The sequence below is a fragment of the Burkholderia sp. AU33423 genome, from assembly GCF_002223135.1.
Lineage (GTDB): Bacteria > Pseudomonadota > Gammaproteobacteria > Burkholderiales > Burkholderiaceae > Burkholderia > Burkholderia lata_D.
Window position 1 is genome coordinate 620,685 of record NZ_NKFH01000010.1, and the last position, 18,987, is coordinate 639,671.

The 18,987-nt window shown below is 65.3% G+C and carries 17 protein-coding genes and 1 pseudogene; 7 read left to right on the forward strand and 11 right to left on the reverse strand.

Annotation, left to right across the window (positions count from 1 at the left end):
• Positions 1 to 368 precede the first annotated feature (368 nt).
• Complete coding sequence (locus CFB50_RS38055) at positions 369 to 1,289, reverse strand: AraC family transcriptional regulator (RefSeq protein ID WP_089449487.1); 921 nt, start codon at positions 1,287 to 1,289, stop codon at positions 369 to 371.
• A 140-nt stretch (positions 1,290 to 1,429) separates the two neighbouring features.
• Between CFB50_RS38055 and CFB50_RS38060 the strand changes: the two genes are divergently transcribed.
• The 3 genes from CFB50_RS38060 (at position 1,430) to CFB50_RS38070 (ending at position 5,282) form a co-directional block, all read left to right on the forward strand.
• Entirely contained in the window at positions 1,430 to 2,395 is a 966-nt protein-coding gene (locus tag CFB50_RS38060; protein WP_089449488.1) for an SDR family NAD(P)-dependent oxidoreductase, read from the forward strand.
• Between the two features lie 267 nt (positions 2,396 to 2,662).
• On the forward strand, positions 2,663 to 3,880 hold the full coding sequence (locus tag CFB50_RS38065; protein ID WP_089449489.1) for an acyl-CoA dehydrogenase family protein: 1,218 nt from the start codon (positions 2,663 to 2,665) through the stop codon (positions 3,878 to 3,880).
• 40 nt (positions 3,881 to 3,920) lie between these two features.
• Entirely contained in the window at positions 3,921 to 5,282 is a 1,362-nt protein-coding gene (locus CFB50_RS38070; RefSeq protein ID WP_089449490.1) for an LLM class flavin-dependent oxidoreductase, read from the forward strand.
• A 2-nt stretch (positions 5,283 to 5,284) separates the two neighbouring features.
• On the opposite strand, the gene CFB50_RS38075 is transcribed toward CFB50_RS38070, so the two are convergent.
• The 4 genes from CFB50_RS38075 to CFB50_RS38090 form a co-directional block, all read right to left on the reverse strand.
• Complete coding sequence (locus CFB50_RS38075) at positions 5,285 to 6,472, reverse strand: LLM class flavin-dependent oxidoreductase (RefSeq protein ID WP_089449491.1); 1,188 nt, start codon at positions 6,470 to 6,472, stop codon at positions 5,285 to 5,287.
• Positions 6,473 to 6,581: 109 nt separating this feature from the next.
• Positions 6,582 to 7,106 (reverse strand): c-type cytochrome, encoded by a 525-nt coding sequence (locus tag CFB50_RS38080; RefSeq protein WP_089449492.1) that lies wholly within the window; start codon positions 7,104 to 7,106, stop codon positions 6,582 to 6,584.
• Positions 7,099 to 8,373, reverse strand: a complete 1,275-nt coding sequence (soxC, locus tag CFB50_RS38085) for a sulfite dehydrogenase (RefSeq protein ID WP_089449493.1) — start codon at positions 8,371 to 8,373, stop codon at positions 7,099 to 7,101. The genes CFB50_RS38080 and soxC overlap by 8 nt, the downstream gene beginning before the upstream one ends.
• Positions 8,374 to 8,506: 133 nt before the next feature.
• On the reverse strand, positions 8,507 to 9,691 hold the full coding sequence (locus tag CFB50_RS38090) for a porin (protein ID WP_089449494.1): 1,185 nt from the start codon (positions 9,689 to 9,691) through the stop codon (positions 8,507 to 8,509).
• Here CFB50_RS38090 and CFB50_RS38095 point away from each other — a divergent pair.
• The 4 genes from CFB50_RS38095 (at position 9,690) to CFB50_RS38110 (ending at position 12,918) form a co-directional block, all read left to right on the forward strand.
• Positions 9,690 to 10,055 carry a hypothetical protein gene (locus CFB50_RS38095; protein ID WP_166891747.1) on the forward strand — a complete coding sequence of 122 codons (366 nt, stop codon included), beginning with the start codon at positions 9,690 to 9,692 and terminating at the stop codon, positions 10,053 to 10,055. The two genes, CFB50_RS38090 and CFB50_RS38095, sit on opposite strands and share 2 nt — an antisense overlap.
• Before the next feature lie 120 nt (positions 10,056 to 10,175).
• The gene (locus tag CFB50_RS38100; RefSeq protein WP_069249546.1) at positions 10,176 to 10,520 is read left to right on the forward strand and encodes a DUF3088 domain-containing protein; all 345 of its coding nucleotides are present in this window, start codon (positions 10,176 to 10,178) and stop codon (positions 10,518 to 10,520) included.
• Between the two features lie 46 nt (positions 10,521 to 10,566).
• Positions 10,567 to 11,565, forward strand: a complete 999-nt coding sequence (locus CFB50_RS38105) for an ABC transporter substrate-binding protein (protein WP_089449496.1) — start codon at positions 10,567 to 10,569, stop codon at positions 11,563 to 11,565.
• 231 nt (positions 11,566 to 11,796) lie between these two features.
• Entirely contained in the window at positions 11,797 to 12,918 is a 1,122-nt protein-coding gene (locus CFB50_RS38110; protein WP_089449497.1) for a DUF2827 domain-containing protein, read from the forward strand.
• 553 nt (positions 12,919 to 13,471) lie between these two features.
• On the opposite strand, the pseudogene CFB50_RS38115 reads toward CFB50_RS38110, so the two are convergent.
• The 6 genes and pseudogenes from CFB50_RS38115 to CFB50_RS38140 form a co-directional block, all read right to left on the reverse strand.
• Positions 13,472 to 13,691: pseudogene (locus CFB50_RS38115) on the reverse strand (IS3 family transposase); the annotation flags it as partial.
• A gap of 5 nt (positions 13,692 to 13,696) precedes the next feature.
• Positions 13,697 to 15,106, reverse strand: a complete 1,410-nt coding sequence (locus CFB50_RS38120; protein ID WP_089449498.1) for a class II 3-deoxy-7-phosphoheptulonate synthase — start codon at positions 15,104 to 15,106, stop codon at positions 13,697 to 13,699.
• Positions 15,107 to 15,187: 81 nt separating this feature from the next.
• On the reverse strand, positions 15,188 to 16,231 hold the full coding sequence (locus tag CFB50_RS38125) for an MDR family NADP-dependent oxidoreductase (RefSeq protein ID WP_089449499.1): 1,044 nt from the start codon (positions 16,229 to 16,231) through the stop codon (positions 15,188 to 15,190).
• Entirely contained in the window at positions 16,228 to 17,121 is an 894-nt protein-coding gene (locus CFB50_RS38130; protein ID WP_256979426.1) for an SAM-dependent methyltransferase, read from the reverse strand. Before CFB50_RS38130 ends, CFB50_RS38125 begins: the two co-directional genes overlap by 4 nt.
• Entirely contained in the window at positions 17,094 to 17,804 is a 711-nt protein-coding gene (phzG, locus tag CFB50_RS38135) for a phenazine biosynthesis FMN-dependent oxidase PhzG (protein WP_231937808.1), read from the reverse strand. The genes CFB50_RS38130 and phzG overlap by 28 nt, the downstream gene beginning before the upstream one ends.
• On the reverse strand, positions 17,770 to 18,876 hold the full coding sequence (locus CFB50_RS38140; RefSeq protein ID WP_306427295.1) for a PhzF family phenazine biosynthesis protein: 1,107 nt from the start codon (positions 18,874 to 18,876) through the stop codon (positions 17,770 to 17,772). The genes phzG and CFB50_RS38140 overlap by 35 nt, the downstream gene beginning before the upstream one ends.
• Between the last annotated feature and the right edge of the window lie 111 nt (positions 18,877 to 18,987).

Sequence of the window (18,987 nt, forward strand, 5' to 3'; positions counted from 1 at the left end):
TTCCAATATTCCAATAGACGGCACATCCTTTCAGTGCAGACCGTTGACCAGCGGTCTGCACACGCTCCCAATATCGATCGATTCTCGATCTGATGTTGTCATTACGCTTCACAAAAGCTGCAGCGACAAACGATCCGCAAATTTCCGACTGGCGTGTTGAAGTTCGTTTTCACGTCGCGTCGATTAGGATCGTTCGCCGCATTGCGTCCGCCGGGCGCGTCATGCATTGAAATGGACGCCCTCAGACGCCCAACGCCATGGATACGCGCGGGAATGCGGCTATCGAACTGAAATCGAGAGCGTCGCCGTGATCGCCGCGAAACGCGGGATCGAACAGGCATCCGACCGAGCGCTATTTCAACGGCCTGCTAACCGCCGGACTCGCTCGCAAAGTCATGGCGATACGCGCGGGGAGAGCAGCCCACGATGCGCTTGAATGCATGCCCGAACGCGCTATCCGAGTCGTAGCCGAGCATCTGCGCGATCGCCGATATCGACGCGTTCGAGCGTCGCAGCTCCCGCATCGCGAGCTGCACGCGCCAGCGCAGGACGTACTCGAGCGGCCCGAATCCCAGTCGCCGCTTGAAATGCAGCGCGAACGTCGAACGCGATACGTGGCAGCAGGTCGCGAGTTCGTCGACCGTCCAGCGTCGCGCAGGCTCCGCATGAATGGCGACGAGTGCCGTGCTCACCCGGGAATCCGCGAACCCGGCAAGCCACCCGACATCGCTGTTCGCGCCGTCGTCCACGTAGCGCCGCAGGATCTCGACCAGCATCATGTGACCGAGATGCCGAACCATCAACGACGCTCCCGGCGATGGCTTGCCGAACTCATGCGCGAGCCGCTGCAGCGCCCAGCGCAGCACCGCTGCCTGCTCCGAGTCACCGCTCGCGACCACCACGGGCGGCAGGCTGCCCAGCAGCAACGGCATACCTTCCTCGTATGAGAAGCGCCCCCCGATCAGGAAGCAGTTCACCGGTTCGCCATAGTGCGCGATACCGCGTTCGACGTTCCGGTACACGTCGGCTGCAGGCACCGGCGTAACCGATGGATCGCTCGCCAGCGAAAATGCCCGCGGCGAGGCGAGCAGGAAGCAGTCTCCCGTGCGCAGCTGGATGGGCGGTCCGGCGCCGTCGACGGTCAGCCAGCAACTTCCTTCGACAACCGCGTTGAACTTGATTCCGTCGGGCGGTGGAATGGCAACCGCCCACGCGCCGCCTGCTCTCAGGCCGGTGAAATACGAATCGCGCGTTTCCAGCAGCGACAGCACTTCCGATAGAGGATCCACGCTCACGCTCCGGACGATCTCGACGAAAAACCGGATTCTATTGCATTCACAGTCCGGGGGGCGTCGCCGGAGAATGGCTTCGTGCAGTGACGCGGCCGACAGGCGGGCGCGTGCTTCACGCATCGTTCCAGGAGCCTTCAATGACGAGCAGGCAACACCCCCTTCATTCCGGATTCGGCGCCGCATCGACGGCAAGCGACGTACTGGCCGGTCTTGACCTTCACGGCAAGACCGCGATCGTCACGGGCGGCCATTCGGGTCTCGGCCTGGAAACGACGCGCGCACTGGCGGAAGCCGGTGCGACTGTCATCGTCGGCGCACGGAGCATCGATGCCGCGCGCGAAGCAACGCGTGGCATCGACGGTGTGGAGGTTGCGGCGCTTGACCTCGCCGATCTCGCGAGCGTAGCGGCATTCGCGGCGCGGTTCGTCGAGGCGCGCCGCGACGTGGACATCGTCATCAACAGCGCGGGCGTCATGGCGTGTCCGGAGACGCGTGTCGGCGATGGCCGCGAAGCGCAGATGGCCGTCAACCATCTTGGGCACTACGCGCTCGTCAACGGATTGTGGCCCGTGCTCGCGCAGGGAGACGGCGCCCGCGTGGTCGCGGTGTCGTCGCTCGGGCATCGGCTGTCACCGATTCGCTGGGATGACGTTCAGTTCGCGCACGGCTACGACAAATGGCTGGCGTACGGGCAGTCGAAGACCGCCAACGCGCTGTTCGCGGTGCAGCTCGACGTGCTCGGCACACCGTTTGGCGTGCGCGCCTATTCCCTGCATCCGGGCAAGATCGCAACACCTCTGCAGCGTCATCTGACGCGCGAAGAGATGATGGCGCAGGGCTGGGTGGACGAGCACGGCGTGCCGATCGATCCGACCTTCAAGACGCCTGCCCAAGGGGCGGCAACCCAGGTCTGGGCCGCAACGTCGCCGCGCCTTGCCGGGATCGGCGGGGTCTATTGCGAGGATTGCGACGTCGCGGTTGTCACGCAGGGAAACGAGGAGTCGGGCGTGCGGCCGCATGCGATCGATCCGGAGCAGGCGGCACGTCTGTGGGCGTGGTCCGCGGAGCAGACCGGGATCGATGCCTTTGCGGCGCGGCGCTGACACCGGGGCGCTCGTGGCGGAATGCACCGGCAAAGACAAGATCTCGCGGCCGGTGCGGGATCCCGCGCGGCCGCTTATCCGCGGGGCGGGCGACGCGCGACGCGCATCTCCGCGATCAATCCCGGCGCGGGCATAACGTAAGCTGAAATCGGTTTTTCGCGCGCGTCAGTTGCGTCCCTATACTTTGCGATGCTGCGCATGCGGCGGTTCGCGCGTGCCGCGATCGCGCTGCGCAGCGCCCGATCTTCCCGAACAAGGACTTGCCGAATGACTGCCCGTGATGCCGTCGATCCGCGCGACACGTTGCGCGACGCGCTTGCCGCGCTACCCGATCTCGCGAATGCGATTGGGCAGGATGCCGCGCAACGCGAGGCGCGTCGCGAACTGCCGTTCGATGGGTTTGCGATCTTCCGCCGCTCGGCGCTGGGCGTGCTGCGGATTCCGGTTGAACGCGGCGGCCTCGGCGGCACGCTGGTCGATCTGTTCGACACGATCGCGACGCTGGCCGCCGCCGATTCGAATCTCGCGCACGCGCTGCGGATCCACTACGACCAGATCGAGACGCTGCGGCTATCGCCGCGCACGCCGTTCAACGACGTGCAGCTCGAGCGGGCGCTGGCCGGCGCGATCTTCGGCGGCGCGTCGACCGAGCGCGGCACGTCGCGGCCCGGCGAGAACACCACGGTGTTGCGTCGGGACGGCGATCACTATCGCGTGACGGGCCGCAAATACTATTCGACCGGCACCGCGTTTGCCGATTTCGCGCGCATCAACGTGGAGAACGAGCAGGGCGACGCGGTCGCCGTGATCATTCCTGTCGCGCGGGACGGCGTGCAGGTGCTCGACGACTGGGACGGCATGGGCCAGCGCATGACCGCGAGCGGCAGCCTGCTGCTGAACGACGTGCAGGTGTTCGCGGATGAAGTCGCCGCGCGCGACGGCTCGACGCTCGTCGGCCGCCATTGCGGCGCGCTGCGGCAGCTGCATCTCGTCGCGACGGGCGCGGGCATCGTGCGCAACGTGGTTGCCGATGCGCGCCGCTACGTGCTCGCGCACGGCCGCCCGGTGCTGCACAGCCCGGCGCCGACCGCGCGCGACGATCATTTCATCCAGCAGGTCGTCGGCGAGCTGTCCGCGCACAGCCACGCGATCGACGGGCTCGTGCGCGAAAACGCGCGGACGCTCGACCGTTCCGCCGACGCGATCGAAGCCGGCGACGCCGATGCGCATGCCCTTGTGCTCGACAGCGCGCTCGCAACGGCACGCACGCAGCTCATCGTCAGCAAGCTTGCGCTGCATGCGGCGGAGCGGCTGTTCGAAGTCGGCGGCGCGTCGGCGACGGCGCGCGAACACAACCTCGACCGGCACTGGCGCAACCTGCGCACGATCTTCAGTCACAACCCGCTGCTGCACAAGGCGCGCGTGATCGGCGACTACGAGCTGAACGGCGTGACGACACACCTGACCGAAGGCCGCGTGTTCTGACCTGGCCGCGCGCGGTCCTCTTTTTTGGAAACCCGTCCCGATGACGACCCGCACCGGATACCTGCATCTCGGCGCATTCCTGTACCCGACCGGCCATCACATCGCCGCGTGGCGCCATCCCGGTTCGCAGGCCGACGCAGGCGTCGATTTTCGCCACTACGTGCGGCTTGCCCAGGCGGCCGAGGCCGCGAAATTCGATCTCGTGTTTCTTGCCGACGGCGTGGGCACGCGCGGAGACGACGTCGAGTTCCTGAGTCGCACCGCGCACAGCTACATCGCACAATTCGAGCCGCTGACGCTGCTGTCGGCGCTCGCGGCGGTCACCGAGCGGATCGGCCTCGTCGGCACCGCGTCGACGAGTTTCAACGAGCCGTTCCACATCGCGCGCAAGTTCGCATCGCTCGACCACATCAGCGGCGGTCGAGCGGGCTGGAACCTCGTCACGTCGTCGAGTGAGCACGAGGCGCGCAATTTCAATCGCGACGCGCATTTCGATCACGCCGAACGCTATGCGCGTGCGGAGGAGTTCGCGGATGTCGTGCGTGGCCTCTGGGATAGCTGGGACGACGATGCGTTCGTGCGCGATCGCGCATCGGGCCGCTTCTTCGATCCGAACAAGCGCCACGTGCTCGACCATCGCGGCCGCTTCTTCCAGGTGCGCGGGCCCTTGAATGTCGCGCGGCCGCCGCAGGGACACCCCGTCGTCGTGCAGGCCGGTTCGTCGCCGGCGGGTACGCGGCTGGCCGCGCGCACGGCCGAGGTGATCTTCACCGCGCAGCAGACGCTCGACGACGCGGTCGCGTTTTATGCGGACGTGAAGGGCCAGCTCGCGACGTTCGGCCGCGATCCCGATACGCTGAAGATCATGCCTGGCGTGTTTCCGGTGGTGGGCCGTACCGAAAGCGAAGCGAGGGAGAAATTCGACGCGTTGCAGTCGTTGATCGACCCGACGGTCGGGCTCGCGCTCGTATCGGGCCTCACCGGTGGATTCGACCTGTCCGCGTATCCGCTCGACGGTCCGATTCCGCCGCTGCCGGAGACGAACGCCAGCAAGAGCCGGCAGGCACTGACGATCGAGCTCGCGCGCCGCGAAAACCTGACGATCCGCGAACTCTATTTGCGTGTCGCAGGCGCGCGCGGCCACTGGCAGCTCGTCGGCACGCCGGAACAGATCGTCGACCAGCTCGAAGAGCGCTTCGTGCGTTACGGCGCGGACGGCTACAACGTGATGGCGCCGACGTTGCCCGGTGGCCTCGACGATTTCATCGCGCTGGTGCTGCCCGAGTTGCGCCGCCGCGGGCTGTTTCGCAACGACTATGCGGGCCATACGCTGCGCGAGCATCTGGGGCTGCGGCGGCCCGTACGCCACGACACCACCGCCCGTACCGAAACGGCCGCTTGACGTCAGCGCCGCAAACCTGCGGCGCGCAGTAGCGGCAGCACGCGCTCACCAAAGAAGTCGAGATCGGGCTTGAAGTCGTAGAAGCTCAGCTGGATGCCGTCGATACCCGCGCGATGCAGCCGCACGATCGTATCGGCGACTTCCTCGGGCGAGCCCGTGATCGAGATATTGCCGCCGATCGCGCGCGTGGCCGCCTGGGAGCGCTGGTCGAAGCCGCCGCGCCACGCATGCGCATCGCTGTCGAAGCGATGAAAGCTGCCTTCATCCGCGTGCGCGACGATTGCATCGCGGTACGCGCGCGCTTCGGCTGCCGTTTCGCGGCAGATCACGAGCGGGTTGAGCAGCGTGCGGATCGTCCGGCCGCGCGCAGCAGCAGCGGCCTTCACGCGTGCGGTATGCGCGGGCAGGGCGTCGAGCGCGCGTTCGGCATCCGGGCCGGCCGGGCTCGTGACGAATACGATGTCCGAATAGCGTGCCGCGAAGTCGATGCCCGCATCGGAGCCCGTCGCGTTGATCAGCAGCGGGCGACCGTAGCGCGGCTTCGGCGTCACGAATGCGCCGCCCAGCCGCCAGCTCGACAGCGCCAGCGTGTAGCTGAAATTGTCCGGTTGCGCCCACAACTGCTGGACCGCATCGAGAAATTCGGCGGCCATTTCGTAGCGCCGGTTGTGTTCGATCCGGTTCCAGCCGAACATCTCGTGCTCGATTGCGCGGTGGCCGGTCACGACGTTGATGCCCCAGCGCCCGCGCGAGATGTGATCGAGCGTCGCGGTGAACTTCGCGAAATGCAGCGGATGCCATGGCCCGTAGAGCACGTGGCTCGTTGCGACGAGGATGATCCGTTCGGTACGCGCGGTCAGCGCGGCCAGCGTCATAAACGAGTCGAGCGCTTGGCCGTCGAACACGCCGCCGTAACCGCCTTTCGGCAGCCACTGCGACAGCGCGAACACGAGATCGAAGCCGAGGGCCTCCGCGCGCGCGACCAGGTCGGCGTTGTAGTCGAAGGTCCAGTCGGTCGTGCGCGGCAGCGTCGACGCGCTCCAGCCGCCGGCCTGGATCGGCAGGAACAGCCCGAGCATCAGCGGCTGCGCGAGGACGCGCGACACCGGGCTGTCGGGGAAATCCGCCGGTGAGCGAACGTCGACGAACGGCGACGGCGCGACCGGAGCGGCGAGGGAAGTGTCGCTCATGAAGGCTTCCTTGCGGGTTGGACAGGGTCCGGACGACAACGCGACGCACGTGCGGTGGCGAATCGCCCGGGTGTCATGCACGATGTGCCTGCGCGTGGTTCGTGCCGCGTCATAGCGTGCCGGGCCTCGGATCGGACACGAACCCGTCGCGGTTCGGCATCCGCACGCGCGGCAGCGTGCGCGCGTCGAGCCGTGCATCGCTGGGCACAATGCCATTCAGATGGAGGACATACGCGGTGACCGCATAGACTTCGTCTGCGCTCAGCGATTGCGGCGCGTTGTACGGCATCGCGCGGCAGATGTAGTCGAACAGCGTCGTCGCGTACGGCCAGTAGCTGCCGACCGTCTTTTTCGGCTTGGCGCTCGCGAGCGAGCCCAGTCCGCCGACGAGCGGATCGCCAACGCCGCCTTCGCCGCCGGCGCCGTGGCACATCGCGCATTTGTCCGCGAACACGTGAGCGCCGCGCGCGACCGTGCCCGAGCCGGGCGGCAGGCCGCTGCCGTCGGGCGCGACGTCGATGTCCCACGCCGCGAGCGCCGCACGGTCGACCGGCTGGCCCAGACCGTAGCCCGCGCCGAATGCGCTCGGGACGCCCAGGGATGCGACGAGCAGGCAGGCAAGCGGTTTACGCATTGCGCACCTCGCCGTCCGCGTCGACGCGCCAGTTCTGGATGCCGTTGTAGTGGTACTGCGAGTTGACGCCGCGCACGGCGACGAGCGCCTCTCGGGTTGGCTGCACATAGCCGGTGTCGTCGGTGGCGCGGCTTTGCAGGTCGGCCGGCTCGCCGCTCCAGATCCAGTCGGCTTCGAAGCGCGTCAGCGCGCGATCGCGCACGTCGCCAGCGAGTCGCGCGGGCCGCCATGTGCGGCCGCCGTCGGTCGAGACGTCGACCGCGCGAATCCGGCCGCGTCCCGACCACGCGTAGCCGCCGATCGGGTAATAGCCGTGCGCGGCGAGCCGATGGCCGGCCGACGGCCGTGTGATGACCGACTTCGCATCCATCTCGAACACGAACTGGCGGGCGCAGCCGTCAGGCAGCAGGTTCGTGTATTTCGACGTTTCCTCGCGCGTCATCTCCGGCGCGCGCACCAGCTTCAGCCGCCGCAGCCACTTGATGTTCGTGTTGCCTTCGAAACCCGGCACGATCAGCCGTACCGGATCACCGTTCTCGGGGCGCAGCCGTTCGCCATTCTGCGCATAGACGACGAGTGCGCGCTCGAGGACCCGGTCAAGCGGCAGGCTGCGCGTCATTGCCGCACCGTCGGCGCCTTCGGCGAGCAGCCAGCGCGCGTCCGGATCGATGCCGGTTTCGTCGAGCAGCGTCGACAGCCGGACGCCCGTCCATTCGCAGCACGACAGCAGCCCATGCGTGAACTGAACGGGCAGCCCGCTCGGGCCGTTCCATTCGCTGCCGGTGTTGCCAGAGCATTCGAGGAAGTGGATCCGCGATTCGGACGGAAAGCGCAGCAGGTCGTCGATCGTGAACACGCGCGGCTCGCGCACGAGGCCGTGCACGACGATGCGATGACGCTGCGCATCGATCTCCGGCACGCCCGCATGATGACGCTCGTAGACGAGGCCGTTCGGCGTGATGTCGCCGAACAGGTCGGCGAGCGGCGTCATCGACGAGCCGGAGCCGGGCAATGCCGGCGTGCGGGCACTGCGGCGGATCACGTCGCGTTCGTGCGGCCCCGGCACGCCGTAGGGTGGCGACAGTAGCGGCGCACCCGGTCCGCGTGTCCATGGCGGCACGTCGAGCGAAGAGAGCGGGGCGAGCGGCTGGCTCGCCAGCGCGCCGCGGGCAGGCAGCATCGCTGCCGCCCATCCGCCGGCGAGCCGGCGCAGTGCTGCGCGCCGGCTGCTGCGCGGTGGATGGGGCGGGAAACGGGAGTCGGTCATGGTCGAATGCGTATCGTGCGCCGGGGCAGCACGCGGGCAAACGCCCATTCTCGGCAACCGAACCCGGTGCGACAAACAACGATTCCCGCTTTGCTTATCGCACCACGCTGCACCGCGCCCGATACACGCGCTGTCAGAACTTCACGCGCAGCCCCGTGACGAACGCGACCTGGCGGTTCGTCGACGACGCGCTGCCGATGTTCGAGATCGCCGCGATCTTGCGATAGCCGCCCGACGTTGCCGTGCTCGCGTCGCCGGCCGCGAGCTGGTAGATGCCGGACAGGTAGATATCGGTGCGTTTCGACAGCGCGTAGTCGAACCCGAGCGTGAACTGGTGCCAGCGCGGTTTCAGCGTCTGGCCGCTGGTGCCCGGCAGGCCGCTCGCGCGCCCGTCGGTGAACGTGTAGACGCCGATCAGCGTGGCGGCCGGCGTGATCTGGTAACGCGCGTTCACGTCGTAGTTGTTGAACTTGCGCGACGAGCCGTCGAGGTAGTCGAGCTGCGTGTGGCTCCACGCGTAGCCCAGCGTCGCACGGCCGAGCGCGTAGTTCGCGCCGGCCACGCCGATCTGCTGCTTGAGCACGCCGCCGTTCAGCCCGTAGAAGAATCCGCCGCTGTAATCGTTGCCGGTGGTGGAGGTCGCACCGCCCACCGCGCCGCTCGTATTCGACGTCGAATTCGGATGATTGATGCGGACATAGCCGGCGCCCACCGACAACGGTCCGTTCACGTAGTTCGCCGACGCGCCCCACGCGTTGTTGTTCGAGAATCCGGTGCCCGCTCCACCGTTGGCCTGGTTGCTGAACGCATAGAGCAGGTCGGCCGTGAAGCCGGCGATCGTGTCGCTGCGGAACTTCACCGCATTGTTCAGCCGGAAGCTCTGGTTCATGTTGTCGTTGTCGCCCACGTGCGTGGCCGGCGACCAGAAGCCGGACCCCGAGTACTGCGCAACGAGGTCGGTGATCGGCTCGTACTGGCGGCCGAAGGTCAGCGTGCCGAGCCCCTTGCTGGCGAGACCCACGTATGCGGAGCGGCCGAACAGGCGGCCGCCCTGGCCGAGCCCGCCGTCGCTCGGCCGGAATCCGCTTTCGAGCGTGAAGACCGCCTGCAGGCCGCCGCCGAGATCTTCCACGCCTTTCAGGCCCCAGCGGCTGCCGCTCAGCTTGCCGCTCGTCTGCTGGATGTTGCTCGCGCCACCCAGATTGTTCGTATAAGCGAAACCGGCATCGACGACGCCGTACAACGTGACCGAACTCTGCGCATGCGCGCTGACCGAACCGATCGAAACCAAACCCAGGACTACCGATTTTTTGATCATGACTATCCTCTGTTTTTATGGGTACATCTGCGAGGATCACGATCCTATTGACGACGGCGGTGCCGGCGAACGGTCGATCCGTGGTTTGCAAATCGCCGCGCGGCCGATTTGCAATGTGTGTTGCCGCAAACCCGGCATGTGCGCCGTGATCGCGTCCGGTACCCATGCTGCGACGAACGCATCGCGCGAACGGCGAACGTCGAGCCCCGGATACACGTGGGCGCCGTCATATCGATCGATGAAATCGTTCGATGTGCGCAATACCTGCGGCCCGGCGCGCGATGTTTTTACGCAACGCCCGCTGTGCGGCGCTCGCCCGATGCGCTACGTGCGGCCGCATATCGATTCCGCAAAACGTTGGTAGGGCCGTGCGACGCATGACGGTAGAGTCGGGCATCCGGCCTCGGGCCGGCATGCTCCGGGAGCAGAAGGGCGCCCCAGCCCATTCATCCCGGCTGGACAACGAACACGGGAGCCGTCTGTCATGAGTCGCGATGTGCTGTTTCTGCTGGAACCGGGCTTTGCCGATCCGAAGCATCCGGGCCAGCGCTTCGTCTGCCCGCATGGACTGTCGATCGAGGGGCTGCTGGCGAGCGCGCCCGATCACGCGGGTCGAATCGACGTGAAACGTGTCGGCTTCGAGCGGCCGCGGCACGCGGTGATCGACGCGCTCGACGATGCGCACCAGGGGCTGCCGGTCCTCGTGCTCGGCCGCGACCAGCCGGCGCCGGACGACGCACAGACGCTCGGCGACGTGCGCTTCGTCACCGACGCGCGCCGCATCCTCGAACTGCTGGCCGAGCGCCACGGATTTCCGGTGCTGCATTGACGCGGCATTTGTCACTTTCCGTTTGATCGACCGACAGGAGTATCCGATGTCGTCAATTTCGGCGGCACGTCGCCGTTTGCTGCTTGCCGGTGCCGCCGTGGCGGCGGCGCCATGGGCCGCGAAGGCCGCCTCCGCCACGCCCGCGATCAACACCGATCTCGCCGGCACCACGTTGCGCGTCGCAACCTACAAGGGCGGCTGGCGCGCGCTGTTGCAGGCGGCGGGGCTGGCCGACACACCGTACCGGATCGACTGGCGCGAGCTGAACAACGGCGTGCTGCACATCGAGGCGCTCAACGCGGATGCGCTCGACATCGGTTCGGGTAGCGAAATTCCGGCCGTGTTCGCCGCGCGACAGAAGGCCAACGTGCGGCTCATCACCCGTGTGCGCGAAGACCTGAACAACCAGGTCACGCTCGCGCGCAAGGACACGCCGATCCGCAGCATCGCGGACCTGAAGGGCAAGCGTGTCGGGTACGTGCGTGCGACGACGTCGCACTACTTCCTGTATCGCCAGCTCAAGGAGGCCGGCCTGAGCTTCGACGATATCCAGCCGATCAACCTGTCGCCGACCGATGGCTTGTCCGCCTACGATCGCGGCGACATCGACGCATGGGCGATCTACGGCTACAACGGCCAGCTCGCGCGCAATCGCTACGGTGCGCGCGTGCTGAAGACGGGGAAGGGTTATCTGTCGGGCAACTTTCCGGTCTATGCGAACCCGCGCACGCTCGACGATGCGCGCCGTCGCGCGGCGACGGGCGATCTGCTGCTGCGATTCCGGCGCGCGTATGCGTGGGCGAACGGGCATTTCCGCGACTATGCGCTCGTGCAGAACAGCGAGACGCGCGTGCCGGTTGCCGATCTCGTCGCGATGTTCGACCAGCGCAGCGAAGACTACGCGCTGCTGCCGGTGACGCCCGACGTGGTGGCGCAGCATCAGCAGGTCGCGGATGTGTTCGCTCGGATCGGTGTGCTGGATGGGCCGGCCAATGTGGCGCCGCTGTGGGATACGTCGTTCAACGCGCTAGTCGCGGCGACGTGATCGAGGGCCATGAGAAGACGCCCAATCATTCGCACGTTGGCGGGCATTCAAGCTATTTAACAAACGTCCCAGGTAGGAGCACATTTTTGATGGCGCCAACCGTCGCGGCCCGAGGAAGCAGGATCAACCGTGCCGAGCCGCATGTCACATTTTGACAGTTCTTGACAGCTCGAGATCAGTGCAGCGCTATGATCTAACTCTTTATTGGATGGGCATCCTGGAGAACCCCCCATGAGTTTGGCGCGCTCACTCAGCATCGGTATCACAATTGGCCTTCACCACGCGGCAGAGAGTCTCTGGGTCAACGGCATCAAGCAGAACGCCTTGTATCTGATGAGGCTCTTTCAACATTCGCCTCTTGGCCATCAGGTAACCCTCGTCAACACCACGAACGTCAAGATCACGTCGGAACTTCCGTGGGATACCACGCAGTATCCGATACGCTCGTTCGACGATGCGAAAGACTCGCTCGATGTCCTGATCGAACTCGGGGGACAAATTGACCAGCAGCAAACCGCGTATCTGCAGGCACGCGGTACAAAAGTCGTGAGCTATTGCTGCGGTCCGGAATACGTGCACATGATGCAGGCCATGATTTTCGGCAGACGGCATGCGGAAACGGTATTCATCAACCAGCGTTATGATCAAGTGTGGATCATCCCGCAAGTTGTCGATACCAGCGCGAGCTACTTCAGCGTATTACGGCGCCAGCCGGTTCGTGAAGTCCCGTTCGTTTGGGACCCGATGTGCATCGAAGAGCGGTCGGCAGCGCTCCCACATCGCGGGGAGTATCGTCCAACCGGCCAACCGAAGCGCCTCTCCATCATGGAGCCGAATATCGACGTTACGAAGTTTTGCCTCTATCCGCTCTTGATCGCAGAACTGGGCTATCGAAGATTTGGTGAAAAGATATCTTATGTGCACGCGACGAACACGGAGCATCTTGCAAAAAACAGCCCCGAATTTATTGGCGTCGCGCACCACCTGGACCTTGTGCGAGATTCAAAGGTAAGCTTTGTCGGTTATTACAGCACCCCTCAGTTTCTTTCAGAAAACACCGATATTGTAATATCCCATCAATCAGGGCTCGCGCTGAACTACTTCTATTTCGATGTTTGCTGGAACGGGTATGCGTTGATTCATAATGCATTTCTCTGTCGCGAGCTTGGTTATTTTTATAATGAACAGGACGTGGAGGAGGGTGCTCTGCAACTCGGGCAGGCAATGGATACGCACGATGAAAAATGGGTCGACTACAAGAATCGGCAGCGCGAATTTATCGGTGGATTTTTGTCGACAAATTCGAGGCAGATCGAATCGTATGACCGACTGCTGATCGGTCTTTTTGATTAGATTCACGATATTTCATTGTGAGGTCGAATAAGTCGTTGACTGAGGCGAGTGAGATTTTATTCGGAATGTACACATCGCTGCTGTCTTGAGATCGGCATTGACCGAGAGCCGGTAGCAACAAGTGGAGTGAGGTTGGTCGTACCCGTTGAATGCGCTATTTGATGCTCAACGCTTATCTCGGGCAGCACGCTCGCTGGCGATGTGCCTAATTGACATCGACTACCATACCGTGTCCTGGCCGGACAACGCCTCCGCCATTTCCGATATCAGTCTGCGCCAGTCCACCCATGTCGCTTACCGATACAACTGCATGGGCCTGTACCACGGCGCGTCGCGATGGCTGTCGGACCAACGCTCATCGCGTGCAGCCGACAGCAATACCCATACGGGCCGCCCAAGTGCTCCAGCGAGATGGCCGGTCCTGTATCCATGGCAATCAGCGAATATCATTAATTTGACATAATATGTATGATCACATTTTTCCGTTGTAGCAGCCATATCCTAATGTCGTGTCTGGGGGTGCGGCGGAATTCTTGGACTGGTTTATGTCGTCCAGCCCGAGGCTCTCCCGGTATTCAATTGGACTGAGTGCGCCAAGCGAGATCTTGATCCGTTTCTCGTTGTACCAGCGAATGTATGAGTCAACGACCTCAATGAACTGGTCGGTGCTGACGGTCTGCCAGTCCCGAGAGTAAAACAGTTCCGTTTTCAGCCGTCCAGCAGCCTTCGCACGCTGCGTTGTCGGGCAAGCAGCCCTTGCCAGCCTCACGCCGCCCCGCTACGCATACGCCAATTGCCACTTGGCGCCGATTTCGGCAACCCGCGTCATACCCAACTTGCGCACAATCAGCATCGCGATCTCCAGCGACTGCTCATAGTTCAACCTCGGATCGACCGTCGACTTGTAAGCGCGGGCCAAATCGGCCTCAGTCAGATTGCGCGCGCCGCCCAGGCATTCGGTCACGTCCTCCCCGGTCAGCTCCAGATGCACGCCGCCCAGATGCGTGCCGCAGGCGGCATGAATGTCGAAGGCCGCCTCGAGCTCGGCGCGGATGTTCTCGAAGCGCCGTGTCTTCACGCCGCCCGGGGTCGTTTCGCCGTTGCCATGCATCGGATCGCAGCACCACAAGACACGCCGGCCCTCGGCCTTGACGGCATGCAGATGCTTCGGCAACTCCGCTTCGATCTTCGCCGCGCCCATGCGCGTGATGAGCGTCAACCGGCCGGCCTCGTTCGTGGCGTCCAGCGCGTCGATCGTGCGCAGCAACTGGTCGGTGCTCACCCCGGGCCCGACTTTCAGGCCGATCGGATTGCGGATACCGGAGCAGTATTCGATATGCGCGCCGTCCAGCTGCGCGGTGCGCATGCCGATCCACGGAAAATGCGTCGACAGGTTGAACCAGCCCCAATGCCGCGATACTTGCCGTGCCATCGCCTCTTCGTAGTTCAACAGCAGGACCTCATGCGACGTATAGAAATCGACTCTCGCATCGCTACCGGCGGGCTCGCCCGCGAGCGCCTCCATGAAGCGCAGCGATTCGCCGATCGAGTGCGTCATCTTGCGATACTCGTCATAAAGCGGCGAATGCGACGCCCAGGCCAGATCCCAATGTTCGGAGTGGCGCAGATCGGCAAAACCGGCATCGCTCAGCGCGCGCACGAAATTCATCGTCAGCGCCGATTTGGAATGCGCCTCGAGCAGGCGCTTCGGGTCGGGCTCGCGCGCGTCTTTCGTAAAAGCGCTGGCGTTGACGATGTCGCCGCGGTAGCAAGGCAGCGTCACACCGTCGCGCGTTTCGGTATCCGCCGAGCGCGGCTTGGCGTACTGGCCGGCAAAGCGGCCGACCCGAACCACCGGCAGCATCAAGCCATACACGAGCACCAGGCTCATCTGCATCAGCACTTTGAGCCGATTGGCGATGATCGGCGCCGTGCAATCGTCGAAGCTTTCCGCGCAGTCGCCGCCCTGCAGCAAGAAGCATCGTCCCGCCGCAGCGTCCGCGAGCTTGCGTTTGAGCGTCAGCACTTCCCATGCGGTGACGAGCGGCGGCAGTGCCTGCAGCTGCGTCAGGGCGCGATCGAGCGCCGCCGCATCGCGATAAACCGGTTGCTGCAGCGCCGGCTTCGTCTTCCAGGAAGCGGGCGTCCAATTCGCGGCAACGCGCGCCGAAGAAAGATTGCATTCCACAGTTCCACTCCCATAATGAAATGCTGCCGATCGAGCGGGTGTCGTCGCCTGGCATGCAAGCGACGCCCACGCTCCGCACCGCTACAGCTTGACGAGCACCGTGCCCAGATAACGTCCGCTGGACGTGTCGGACAACGCGCTCGGCGCGTCATCGAGGCCGTCGATCACCGTATGCGGGAACGCGATCTCTCCGGCGCGCAGCCACTGCGCGAAACGCTCGAACCATTCGCCGTTCGCCTCCGGATTGTCGTCGGCGCTGTAGCCCCGCATCGTGATCCTCTTGAGGAGAAATTGAACGGTATCGATTTCGGCGGGCGCGGTTCGACCCGTTCCCGTCGCGGCAAGCTGGCCCGACAGCGCGCCGAGGATCAGGAAGCGCGCCCCTTCGCGGGCGGCCGTGACGGCCGCCTGTAATTGCTCGCCGCCGACCGAATCGATCAGGACGTCGATGCCGCCCTGCGCCGCTTCGAGCAACTGCTCTGCGAACGGCGTGCTGTCGCCACGCATGACGGCGGCGTCATATCCGAGCTCGGAAATGAGGCGTCGTGCCTTGTCACGCGAACTCGTGCTGCCGATCACGCGCCCCGCTCCCAGCCGCCGCGCGATCTGTCCGGCCATCGCGCCGATCGCACCGGCCGCGCTCGTGACGAACACCGTGTCGCCCGGACGGATCGGCACGCCGCGCGTCAGCGCCGCGTAGGCGGTCCAGCCGTGCCCCAGGTAGCCGAGATAGCCGGCGGGCTCCGGCAGCGCCTCGCCGACGCGCTGGCAGCCCCATGTGGGCACCACCGCGTAGTCTCGCCAGCCGTGGAAGTGCGTGACGATGTCGCCGGACGACAAACCGCTGCCGGCGGGCGCGCTCACCACCTCGCCTAGCGCTTCGCCCATCAGCGCGTCACCCGCCGACAAACACGGAAACGGCACACCGGGCACGTCTTCCGCGCCTTCGCTGATCATCGCGCGCAAGGAAGCCGAGACCAGGAAATAGCGATTGCGCACCAGCACGTCGCCCGAGCCGGCCGCCGGCGCGGCGGCGGTGACGATTTCGAAATCGTCCGGTGTCGGCAGGCCTTTCAGCTTCGCCTTCAAGCGCACCTCGCGCCGCATGGGAATCGACCGATTCATGATCCGCTCCCGCCGGGCGCCGAGCGCGTCGATGAGGCGAACCAGCCCGCCGGGATGCGCGCGACGCTGCGGCCGTGGGCGATCGTCGGGTCGTCCGAGGCATGCACGGTCGCTGTCCAGCCGTATCGGCCGAGCCAGTCGCGCACATCGTCGCGGGACGAGAGCCAACGAGCGCCCTGCGATTCGACGCGCGCCCGGGCTTCCTTGCCCTCGTCGCTCATCATGCGCGCGGCGAGATGCTCGAGCATGAGCGCGCTGCCCGGCGCCGACAGGTCGGCCACCTGACGGATCAGCGCATCGCAGTCCGTGTCGCGCAGATACATCAGCAGCCCTTCGATGAGCCAGATCGTGGGCTTGGCGGGATCGAAGCCGGCCGCGCGCAACGGGCTCGCCCAATCCGAGGTCAGATCGGCGACGAGCGGCCGCCAATCGCACTGCAGCGGCAACCCGGACTGCTTCATGAGTTCGCGCTTGAAGGCGATGATGTCGTCGAGATCGAGCTCGAACCAGCGCGTGCCGGACGGACACGCCAGGCGCGCCACGCGGCCGTCCATGCCGGCGGCCAGCGTGACGACCTGCCGTATTCCGCGGCTCAGGTTCGCGAGAATGGCATCGTCGAAGTAGCGTGTGCGGACGACGAAATATTGCGGAAAGTTCGCGCGCCGCGCGACTTCGCTGACGTGCTCATGCGTCGGCGTGCCGGCCAAGTGCTCGATCAGCGCTGCGGCGAACGGATCGTGAAACAAGGCATCCGGGCGCTGGCCTTCGGCATGACGTTGCCAGGCGATGAACAGTGCGGTTTGGCCGACGCCAACCGGAATATCGAAAGTAGACACAGGCAAGTTCCTTATCCGCAAGAGAATCAAGGTTGGAGTTGGGTGGTTTTCCAATCGTCGCCATCGCGTTCGTACCTGAGGCGCCGGTGAAGCCGGTCGGAGCTGGCGGCCCAGAATTCCATCTCGTGAGGCTCGAGCCGATAGCCGACGAAGCGCGGCGGCCGCGGCAACGCGACGCCGAGCGCGAGCAACTCGGCGGCGTGCGCGAGCAGCGCTTCGCGGTCGACGAGCTCGTCGCTCTGGTGCGAGGCGCTCGACATCGCGTGCATCGGCACCGAGCGTCCGAACCAGAGCTTGTCGTTCTCGCTTTCCTCGAGCGGTACCGCCTGGCCGGAAATCATGATCTGCTGCCCGGTTTCGCGCCAATACAGCAAGCCCGAGGCCCAGCCCGTCTCCCTGAGTTCGCGTCCTTTGCGGCTCGTCGAATGCGTGCAGAAGATCACGCCACGGTCGTCGATCGAGGAGAACGCGATGATGCGAGAAGAGATGCGTCCGTCGGACGTGGCGGTCGCGAGCGCGAGCGCCTTGGGCTCGCGGACGCCCGCTTCATCGGCCGTCGCGAGCCAGCGCTTGAGCAGCGTGATCGGCTCGGACGGCGGGTCGTCATATTCGGGGAACAGGACATCGACGCGTCCGGTGAGGCTTTCGAATCGACTGGTGTTCATGGCAATGTTTTCGTGATGGCAAAAGACGGGGGCGACGCTAGACGCCCAGGCGGCCGCGCGCGACGACGACACCGTGACCGCTGACCTCGACCGCCTCGATGCCGTGCTCCGAGCCGTTCACCCGCGCATGCATGTGCGAGGGGCGCTTGATCTCGACGCCTTGGAGAAGATGCAGCGGCTCGCCCCACGAAATCAGTCCGTGGCGGGCAAGATGAATGGCGATGGGGCCAGCGGCGGAGCCCGTCGCCGCATCCTCCACGACGCCGTAGGCCGGCGAGAACATCCGGCAGCGCCAGTGGTCGCCCGCTGGGGCCAGGCACATGGCCGACATATCCTCGAACTCGGCCAACGCGCGATGGTCCGGATGCACGTCGGAAAGCGCGGAGGCGTCGGGCACCGTGACGAACACGTGGCGCGGGCCGTTTCGATAGGCCTCCACGGGCAACACGGACGCGTCGACGCCGAGCGCTTCGAGCAGACGCTCGGCCCGATCAAAGCGCGTCCACGTCGGGATCGGCTGCTGCATGGTGACGTAAGCCTCGCCGGGCGCATCGGATCGCACATCGAACGGCACGAGCCCCATGCCCGTCTCGAACACGAAGCGATCCTGCGCCTTGACGTGCCTGAGTGCCACGGCCGTGCCCAGCAGCGGATGGCCCGCGAACGGCAGCTCGTTGACCGGCGTAAAGATGCGCACGTGCACGTCGCCGCCCTGCTTCGGCGGCATCACGAACACCACTTCCGACAGGTTCATTTCGCGGGCGATCCGCTGCATGCGCTCCGCCGGCAGCGGATCGTCGACCAGGAAGACGGCAACCGGATTGCCTTCGAGCGGTGTGCGCGTGAAGGCGTCAACGACGATGTAGTCGATTGGATGCGACGCATGGATCGGCGCCGCCGCGTGTATATTCGCGTGCGATGCCGCCGGCTCGAGCGCGCGCATGCGCGCCGCGATCTCACCGCTCGCGGCGCTTGCCTCCACCGAGAAGCGCAAGCGCTCGGCAACCGGCAAGCCGATCAGCGTCTGAGCGTCGTTCGGTGGCAATAGATGCGCGGGCGGACGCTCGCCGTCCCAGAGCATGATCGCGCCCCAGCGATTCTGGTCGTCGTCGGCGATCCAATGTTTCTCGCGCAAGCCCGGCACGTTCGACCAGCGCGCGAGGGTGCTGTCGTCCACACGCGCCTTCAGCGATTCGATGCTCTGCTCGGAACCGTCGAGGTTCCACCAAACGATGTCGACAATCATGAAACGCGT